The organism is Inquilinus sp., assembly GCF_057815775.1.
The window spans coordinates 1-7,841 of record NZ_JBYRFX010000718.1 but is presented as its reverse complement, the minus strand read 5'-3'; the positions used below and the strand labels follow the sequence as shown (position 1 = coordinate 7,841).

The following is a 7,841-nucleotide window of genomic DNA, read 5'->3' as shown; positions in this document are numbered from 1 at the left end:
GTGCGGCGCAGCTTGCGATTGGTCTCGCGCTCGGCCGCTGCGGCCTTGTCGCGGACACACAGGCTGTCGGCGGCGCGGCCGCGCAGGCTCAGCGAGCGCTGCACCGAGCGGGCGAAGCGGTCGAAGGCCAGCCCGGCCTCGCGCGCCTCGACCCGGGGGTCGGCCTCATCCGCCGGCAGCCCGGCCGGATCGGCCCGGACTTCGGCGGCCCAGGCCTGCGCCGCCAGGGCGCGGGCACCCTCCCCCTCGGCCAGCCGCATGCCGATCTCGGCGAGGCGGCTGAGCATCTCGATCCCCTGCAACGCAAGACCGCGGCAGTGGGCCTGGATGTCGGGGGGTTCGGAGGCGTTTTGCATGGAACAGATGATGAACGAAGAGCGAGGGCCGCGTCGATGAACAATTCGTTTACTGCGCCAGCCTGGATCGCCACGCCCTTCGGGCTCGCGATGACGGGTGAGGGTTTGGCGAGGGCGGCTTCCCCAAAACGGTCATCGCGAGCGCAGCGAAGCGATCCTGCCCGCAAAACCTGGCGCCGTGACATGAGGCTGCCACGAAGATCGCGGATCATCCCGGTATCGGCGGCTCATTAAGGCGCCGATCAACAGGGGGTATTCTCATGGTTCGCAATTTTTTCAACAGCATGGCCCTGGCCGCGACGATCCTGCTGGGCACGATCTTCGCGGTTCCGCACCTGGCGATGGCCCAGGGCGCAGTGACCGGGACCTACAGCGTCGACGGCACCAACCCGAACGGCAGCAAATACACCGGAACCGTCATGGTCGAGGCGACGGGGGACACCTATCTCGTGACCTGGACGGTGGGCGGCAGCAATTCGGTCGGCCGCGGCGTCTTCCTCGGCACCACCATGGCGGTCGGCGGCGTGCTCGGCAATGGCGGCTTCGTCTTCGCCATGTCGCCGAAGGACGGCAAGCTCCAGGGCGTCTGGGCCGACATGCAGAACGGCACGAAGCTGGGCAGCGAGGCCTGGACACGCATCAAATAGGCATCTGCCGACGGCCACCGGATTGTGGCCCCTGCACAGCGCCTTGGCGCTGTGCAGGGCCGGCGAACACGTCGTGCAGGGGCCGTCCGGACTCGTCTTCGGCCGCGCTCTCTCAAACCCTCACTTGGGGTCGTTCGTGATGGGATAGCTGATGTCGAAAAACCACTCGTCATCCGAGATATGGACACGGGGCCAGTTGTAATTGTCCCGTCCGGCCATCTCCATCTCCGACCACGGCCCCATATCGTTGCCTTCATTCCCCTCACCACCCCGGATCCATGGGGGTGGCGGGTTTCCGTCGCTGCCGGCGAGGATCGACTGGTCCTGGCCGATCTTGATGCCCTGTCCATAGAACAGGCCATTATACCAATCGCTGCTATAAAGATTCCGATGCGTCATGCCGAGGTAGCCATCATACTGCTCCGGCGCCCCGTTCAGATGGAACGAGAAGTAGACGAATTTATCCTTGCCGCCGCAATAATTCGGAACCGACCATGGGTTGTTGTCGTCTTCCCAATTAATGGTGGCGGTATTGTGAGGGGGGATCATACTCGGAAAACTGGATGAATAAATGCAGCGTCCATTGCTGTATGTTATCTGCATTGGATAGTCTGTGTCGTTGACAAGATAGAAATGATGCGGTGCCGATGCTTCGATTTCCCCGGTGGTGGCCAGAAGAGCGGCTGCTACGAACAGAATTGATCGACCGATGAGTAATTTTTGCATAATACTGCCTCAAAAAGTTACTCGATAATACGGACGTATTCTAGCCTTAAACTGGTGAGTGGTAAAGGCCTCCGGCTTGAGCGGCTTGAGCCGCCCTGCGAACCAGATGCCACGGCAATGCGGCACCGCAGGTCGGGGTCAAGGAGGCAGGCTAGCCCGCGCCGTCGGTTGCGACGGCCGGCGCGAAGTCAGCGACGGCGGCGGACAGCTCGTGCAGCGTGAAGGGCTTGGACAGGATCGGAAGCCCGGTGGCCACACCGTTCGGCAGCTCGGCATAGCCGGTGGCGAGGATCACCTGCAGGCCAGGCCATTCCGACGCCAGGGCCTTGGCCAGCTGCGTGCCGGTCATGCCCGGCATCGCCTGGTCGGTGATCACCAGATCCACGGTTTCGCCGCGCAGAAGCTCCAGCGCCGCGGTCGCCGATGCCGCGCCGACCGCATGATGGCCCAGCTCCTCCAGCATCATCACCGTGTTCATCAGCACCAGCCCGTCATCGTCGACGGCGAGGATGCGCATCGGGCCTGCGGGCAGTCCGGCTTCGGGGAGCTTCGCGAGGGAGGGAGGCAGCGGCTCCGCAGTGATCGCGGGTGCTGCCGGGAGCCAGAGTTCGATCGTCGTGCCGTGATCCTTGCGGCTGCTGATCGTCATCCGGCCATTCATCTGCTCCACCAGGCCATGCACCATCGACAGGCCGAGCCCGGTGCCCTTGCCGACGCCCTTGGTCGTGAAGAAGGGTTCGGTGGCGCGGGCGATGGTCGCAGCGTCCATGCCTTCGCCGGTGTCGGTCACGGCCAGGCGCACATACTGTCCCGGCTGGAGCAGACCCCGATCGGTCTCGGCGATTGTCGACGTGGACGCCGCGGCAAAGCCGGAAAGCCCATAGCCGATCTCGCCTCACAGACGCGCATTTAATGCAATATTGTTACGATATATCTGAGATCGAGGATAAATAATTTCGCCCGTTGTGATCTGCCGTTCATGGCGCCCCGTAACAGAAATCGGGTGGGGGGCAGCGCGGACAATGATCGTGGTCATGCCTCCTTGCGTGTGTGTTGTCGCAACGGTGGAGACTGATATGACGGACAATGTTTCCTTCAATCGGGGTGCGGACAGTATCGGCCCGGACCGGCGCAAATTTCTCGGCGGGGCCAGCGCGGCGACGCTGGCGGCCATGACCGGAATGGGCAGCATCCCTCTCCTGACGGACTCGGCCGAGGCCCAATCCGTCCTGACGGATGTCAACATTCTGAATTTTGCCCTGAACCTGGAATATCTCGAAGCCGAGTTCTATGTGCGCGCAGCATTCGGGCACGGGCTGGCGGATGTCGATACCACCGGCACCGGAACCCTGGGCGCGGTGACGGGCGGCTCGCTCGTGCCGTTCCAGACCACCGCGATCCGGCAATATGCCCAGGAAATCGCCAGTGACGAGGATCATCACGTCAAATTCCTGCGGGCCAATCTCGGCAGCGCCCGTGTCGCGCGGCCGGCGATCAATCTGAACACGGCCTTCACCTTTGCGGCGCGCGCCGCCGGGGTGGTTGGGCCGACGGCGACGTTCAACCCGTTCCAGGACGAGAACAGCTTCCTGCTCGGCGCGTTCATTTTCGAGGATGTCGGCGTCACCGCCTACAAGGGCGCCGCCCGCTTCCTGCAGAACAAGGACTATCTCGAAGCCGCGGCCGGCATTCTCGCGGTCGAGGCGTATCACGCCGGGGAAATCCGGACGCTGCTGATCTCGCGCGGTCTGAGCGATCCGGCGAACAAGATCTCCAACCTGCGCGATGCCGTCGACGGCTCGACCGACCTCGACCAGGGCGTCACCGTGAACGGCGCCATCAATGTCGTCCCGACCGACCTGAACGGCATTGCCTACAGCCGGACCCCGGCCCAGGTGGCGAACATCGTCTATCTCGGGGGCGCCTCGGGTAATTTCGGCTTCTTCCCGAACCGGCTGAACGGCGTCATTCGCTGAGCTGGCTTGAGGAGCAGGTCCGATAGCCGGCCCATCGACGCTCGATGACGCTCTGTCGCGCCTGCTCCGACGGCCGATCTTCTCCGATTTCAAACCAGGTCCCCCGCACCCCCGGGCAATCCGGGCCGAGGATATGCCGGGAGGCTTGCGGCAGCCGCAGCACTCCGCCCTACTGGCGCAAACGGCAGGAGGGCGGGATGCAGCCGGCGATCGAGGCCGCGGTGATGGAGGCGATCATCCGCGAGGGGGTGCCGCTGGTCGGCGCCTATGGCGTGACGGTGACGGCGCTGGGGGCGGGCACGGCGACGCTGGTGATGCCGTATCGCGAGGATTTCGTGCGGCCGGGCGGCACCATCACCGGGCCGGCGCTGTTCGGCCTGGCCGATGTCGCGCTCTACGCCGCCGTGCTCAGCCGGATCGGCCGGGTCGAACTGGCGGTGACGACCTCGATGGCGATCAATTTCCTGCGCCGGCCGGCCCTGGTGCCTGTCGTGGCCGAGGCGCGGCTGCTGAAGCTGGGCAAGCGCCTGGCCTATGGCGAGGTGACGCTGTTCTCGGAAGGGGATGCGGAGCCGGTCGCCCACGCCACCGGCACCTATTCGATTCCACCACGAGGATGACGGCGCGCGGCTGAGTCCGCGCGACTCTTGGCGCGCGGCTGGAGGTGTGCAGGGCGCCGGATCAGGCCGAGGTGCCGATGGCCGCGGGCAGGACCCCCAGCACCGGCAACGGGCTGGCGGCGCCCGTCGCCGTGCCAAAGGCGATGAAGACGGAAATCAGGACGGCGGCCCGGCGGGCGCGGCGGGCCCTCATGTCAGCGTCAGCAGCAGCAGGGCGGCCGACAGCGCCGTTCCGCCTATGATCAACGCGAAATCCCGCCCGGCAAATCGCAGCAGCACCGCGATCACGGCAAATGTCACCACCGGAAGCACTGTCATCGAACCCTCCCCATACTCCCATCACCAACGGCCCCACCCGTCGCGGCGGTTGCTGCGGCGGATGTCTGCAGGATCTTCCGTGTGGACATCTGTGGCAATCCCCTCATGTGAGGGGGGTTGACAACCTTAAAACACCGTGATCCCACCAATCGCCTCGGATTATGCCTCGTTCGAATCGTCCGGATGGCGTGGATTCGATGGTGCCGCGGCCCAGGCCGAAGGATCGGCCCAATGCGGGGAGGGGGCTGTCAGCACTGCATTTCCGCGGCTTTGGCGCAAGGTATCATGATACCTTGTCGCTAAATCGCTGCTGCTTCTACGTTTTTTCCGTTGACGGCGGATGGGGTGGCGCGTAAACAGCCGCCTCTCGCCGGACCCTGTCACCAGGGAACCGGTGGTATCCGTTCCCGACCCTCATCAAGGGCCCGTCATGAAGACATATTCCGCCAAGCCTGCCGAGGTGGAGAAGAAGTGGATCGTTGTCGACGCCGACGGCGTCGTCCTCGGTCGTCTCGCCAGCATCATCGCGATGCGCCTTCGCGGCAAGCACAAGACCATCTTCACGCCGCATGTCGACACCGGTGACAACGTCATCGTCGTCAATGCCGAGAAGGTTCGCCTGACTGGCAACAAGCGCCAGGACAGCATCTACTACTGGCACACCGGCTTCGCCGGCGGCATCAAGGGCCGCTCCAAGGGCCAGATCCTCGACGGCGCCCATCCGGAGCGCGTGATCGAGAAGGCCGTGGAGCGGATGATCACCCGCGGCCCGCTCGGCCGCAAGGTGATGGGCAACCTCAAGGTCTATGCCGGCGCGTCGCATCCGCACGAGGCTCAGCAGCCCGAGGCGCTTGATGTCGCTGCCATGAACCCGAAGAATAAGAGGTAAGGCCGTGGCCGATCTGCAGTCCCTCTCCGATCTGAAGCCCGCCCTCGACGCCGTTGCGGTCGAAGTCGCGCCGGTCCTGCCGAAGCGTGACGCCCAGGGCCGTGCCTACGGCACCGGCCGCCGCAAGGACGCGGTCGCCCGCGTCTGGATCAAGCCGGGTTCCGGCAAGGTCACCGTCAACGGCCACGCCCAGGAAGTCTACTTCGCCCGCCCCGTGCTGCGGATGCTGCTGCTGCAGCCGTTCGAGGTGTGCGACCGGTTGAACCAGTTCGACATCGTCTGCACCGTCAAGGGCGGCGGTCTCTCCGGCCAGGCTGGTGCGGTCCGTCACGGCCTCAGCCGCGCGCTGGAGCACTACGAGCCGGGCCTGCGTCCGGCGCTCAAGGCGCATGGCTTCCTCACCCGCGACTCGCGCGTGGTCGAGCGCAAGAAGTACGGCAAGTCCGGCGCCCGCAAGAGCTTCCAGTTCTCGAAGCGCTGATCCGTCCGGATCTTCGATACGGCCCATCTCTTCGGGTCGGCAAGGGGCGCCCTCGGGCGCCCCTTTGTCGTTCCGGGGGAGGAGCCCTGCGCGGCGCGGTCCTGGCGCCGGCCGGGGTGGCGATCAGCGTCGGCGTGATGCCGGCCGGCGTCGCCACCGTCGGGGTGATCGCCGGCTTGGTCGGCTGGATCGCGACGAAGCCGGCGAAGCGGCGGCCGTAATCGCTGATGTGCATGCCGTTGGCATCGGCCGGGTCATAGGCGCCGGCGGTGGCGATGAAGCGCTCGGTCCCGTCGGGGCCGCCCAGATGCATCATGGCGCGCAAGCCATCCCAGGTGATCGGCACCCCGGCGACATAGTGGCCGATCTGGCGGTCCAGGCCGCGCCGCGCGATCTCGCCGTCGAGATGGTCGAGATGCAGGCGGAACGCCTCCAGCTGCGCCGCCGGCGTGTCCAGGAAATCGCCGATGCTGCGCACTTCAGGGTAGCCGGGGATGTGGAAGGTGCCGCGCCAGCGGTTGCGGGTGTCGTCCGCCGCCATCGGCTCGCCCGGGTCGTACAGCCCGGCGATCGACGCGGCGGATTCGCCCAGCTGGAACAGCCCGGCATAGCCCCATTTGTTCAATTGCTTGGGGTCGCCACTGCTCTCGGTCCGGGCCAGCAGGGTGGCGAAGACCCCGTCGCTGGAATGCGGCGCCAGGATCTCGGGGCCGGGGGGCGGGAAGGCCATGCCGAGGCCCGGCGCGGTCGGCAGCCGCGCCGCGGGGGCCGTCATCAGCAGGCTGCCGGCCAGAATCGCCAGCACAGCGTTGCGTCGTGATGGGGTCATCCGATCGCAGCCCTGGTGGGTTCACGGGGGCGCACTGTGCCGGCCACGGCCGCGCGGGGCAAGCGGGTTTTCCCGGCTGGGACACCGTGACTCAGGCTTGGTGCGAGATCACAGATCCAGCACCAGGCTGGGCCCGGCGCAGCCCGAGACGCAGGGCGTGATGAAGTCGGCGCGGTCCACGGCGCGCATCGCCAGGTCGCGATGGACCGGCGTGCCGGCGAGGTAGCGGGTCTTGCAGTCCAGGCAGATGCCGGCCTCGCAGGACGCATCGATCTCGACCCCCGCCTCGCGCAGCGCCGCCAGCATGGTCTGGCCCTTGGGCACCGCGACGCTGCGGCCGGACCGCGCCAGCTCGACGGTGAAGTCGCTGGCGCCGGCTGTCCCGTCCGCAAGGCCGAACAGCTCGGCATGCAGCCGGCCAGCGAAGGAGGGCCCGGCGGCGTCCTGCACGGCGCGGATCATCGCCGCCGGGCCGCAGCAATAGACATGGGCATCCGCCGGCACCCGCGCGATCAGCGCCGCGATGTCGAGGGGCGCGGGCGTCTCGCCGCGGCTGAAATGGTGCCGCACCCGGCCGGCGGCGGCGAGCGGCGCCAGCTGGTCCAGGAACGGCGTGGTGGCCCGGGTGCGCGTGCAGTAATGCAGCTCGAACCCCTCGCCGGCCGCGTCCAGCGCCGGGATCATCGACAGGAACGGCGTGATGCCGATGCCGCCGGCGATCAGCACATGGTGCGGCGCCGCGGCCAGCGGGAAGTGGTTCCGCGGCAGCGACACCGACAGGATGTCGCCCTCGGCGATGTCGCGATGCAGGCAGGCCGACCCGCCGCGGCCGGCCGCCTCGCGCTTGACCGCGATGCGGTAGCGGTTGGCCTCCGCCGGGTCGCCATGCAGCGAATATTGCCGGACCTTGCCGTTCGGCAGATGGACGTCGATATGCGCCCCGGCGGTGAAGGGCGGCAGCTCCCAATCGTCGGGGTCGGCCAGCTCGAAGGACAGCAC

The 7,841-nt window shown here is 66.7% G+C and carries 12 protein-coding genes; 5 read left to right on the top strand and 7 right to left on the bottom strand.

The genetic code is table 11. From position 1 onward, the window contains the following. Nucleotides 1–287: hypothetical protein (locus AC3XYG_RS25235; RefSeq protein ID WP_489142624.1), on the bottom strand; the 287-nt coding region annotated here is incomplete at its 3' end. 329 nt (nt 288–616) lie between these two features. Between AC3XYG_RS25235 and AC3XYG_RS25230 the strand changes: the two genes are divergently transcribed. Then, nucleotides 617–1,003 carry a hypothetical protein gene (locus tag AC3XYG_RS25230; protein ID WP_489142623.1) on the top strand — a complete coding sequence of 129 codons (387 nt, stop codon included), beginning with the start codon at nt 617–619 and terminating at the stop codon, nt 1,001–1,003. A 120-nt stretch (nt 1,004–1,123) separates the two neighbouring features. On the opposite strand, the gene AC3XYG_RS25225 is transcribed toward AC3XYG_RS25230, so the two are convergent. After that, a complete protein-coding gene (locus AC3XYG_RS25225) occupies nt 1,124–1,729 on the bottom strand; it encodes a hypothetical protein (protein ID WP_489142622.1) in 606 nt (201 codons plus the stop codon). A gap of 151 nt (nt 1,730–1,880) precedes the next feature. After that, nucleotides 1,881–2,531, bottom strand: a complete 651-nt coding sequence (locus tag AC3XYG_RS25220) for a response regulator (RefSeq protein WP_489142621.1) — start codon at nt 2,529–2,531, stop codon at nt 1,881–1,883. A gap of 274 nt (nt 2,532–2,805) precedes the next feature. Here AC3XYG_RS25220 and AC3XYG_RS25215 point away from each other — a divergent pair, with 274 nt between their 5' ends. Further along, nucleotides 2,806–3,705: a ferritin-like domain-containing protein gene (locus tag AC3XYG_RS25215; RefSeq protein ID WP_489142620.1), complete on the top strand. Its 900-nt coding sequence runs from the start codon at nt 2,806–2,808 to the stop codon at nt 3,703–3,705. 197 nt (nt 3,706–3,902) lie between these two features. After that, on the top strand, nt 3,903–4,325 hold the full coding sequence (locus AC3XYG_RS25210; RefSeq protein WP_489142619.1) for a PaaI family thioesterase: 423 nt from the start codon (nt 3,903–3,905) through the stop codon (nt 4,323–4,325). 61 nt (nt 4,326–4,386) lie between these two features. On the opposite strand, the gene AC3XYG_RS25205 is transcribed toward AC3XYG_RS25210, so the two are convergent. Together AC3XYG_RS25205 and AC3XYG_RS25200 are read right to left on the bottom strand one after the other, a co-directional pair. Further along, complete coding sequence (locus AC3XYG_RS25205) at nt 4,387–4,518, bottom strand: hypothetical protein (RefSeq protein ID WP_489142618.1); 132 nt, start codon at nt 4,516–4,518, stop codon at nt 4,387–4,389. Then, nucleotides 4,515–4,643, bottom strand: a complete 129-nt coding sequence (locus AC3XYG_RS25200; protein WP_489142617.1) for a hypothetical protein — start codon at nt 4,641–4,643, stop codon at nt 4,515–4,517. The genes AC3XYG_RS25205 and AC3XYG_RS25200 overlap by 4 nt, the downstream gene beginning before the upstream one ends. 430 nt (nt 4,644–5,073) lie before the next feature. On the opposite strand from AC3XYG_RS25200, the gene rplM reads away from it, so the two are divergent. Further along, entirely contained in the window at nt 5,074–5,532 is a 459-nt protein-coding gene (gene rplM, locus AC3XYG_RS25195) for a 50S ribosomal protein L13 (protein ID WP_489142616.1), read from the top strand. Nucleotides 5,533–5,536: 4 nt separating this feature from the next. Continuing rightward, entirely contained in the window at nt 5,537–6,013 is a 477-nt protein-coding gene (gene rpsI, locus AC3XYG_RS25190; protein WP_489142615.1) for a 30S ribosomal protein S9, read from the top strand. On the opposite strand, the gene AC3XYG_RS25185 is transcribed toward rpsI, so the two are convergent. Next, nucleotides 5,931–6,842 (bottom strand): hypothetical protein, encoded by a 912-nt coding sequence (locus tag AC3XYG_RS25185; protein ID WP_489142614.1) that lies wholly within the window; start codon nt 6,840–6,842, stop codon nt 5,931–5,933. The two genes, rpsI and AC3XYG_RS25185, sit on opposite strands and share 83 nt — an antisense overlap. A gap of 108 nt (nt 6,843–6,950) precedes the next feature. Further along, a partial coding sequence (locus tag AC3XYG_RS25180; protein WP_489142613.1) for a PDR/VanB family oxidoreductase occupies nt 6,951–7,841 on the bottom strand: 891 nt, incomplete at its 5' end.

Excerpts from the sequence above, each read along its gene's own strand:
- AC3XYG_RS25230 (WP_489142623.1), top strand. The coding sequence starts at position 617 with ATGGTTCGCAATTTTTTCAACAGCATGGCCCTGGCCGCGACGATCCTG.
- AC3XYG_RS25210 (WP_489142619.1), top strand. The coding sequence starts at position 3,903 with ATGCAGCCGGCGATCGAGGCCGCGGTGATGGAGGCGATCATCCGCGAG.
- AC3XYG_RS25215 (WP_489142620.1), top strand. The coding sequence starts at position 2,806 with ATGACGGACAATGTTTCCTTCAATCGGGGTGCGGACAGTATCGGCCCG.
- AC3XYG_RS25225 (WP_489142622.1), bottom strand. The coding sequence starts at position 1,729 with ATGCAAAAATTACTCATCGGTCGATCAATTCTGTTCGTAGCAGCCGCT.
- AC3XYG_RS25205 (WP_489142618.1), bottom strand. The coding sequence starts at position 4,518 with ATGAGGGCCCGCCGCGCCCGCCGGGCCGCCGTCCTGATTTCCGTCTTC.
- AC3XYG_RS25185 (WP_489142614.1), bottom strand. The coding sequence starts at position 6,842 with ATGACCCCATCACGACGCAACGCTGTGCTGGCGATTCTGGCCGGCAGC.
- rplM (WP_489142616.1), top strand. The coding sequence starts at position 5,074 with ATGAAGACATATTCCGCCAAGCCTGCCGAGGTGGAGAAGAAGTGGATC.
- AC3XYG_RS25200 (WP_489142617.1), bottom strand. The coding sequence starts at position 4,643 with ATGACAGTGCTTCCGGTGGTGACATTTGCCGTGATCGCGGTGCTGCTG.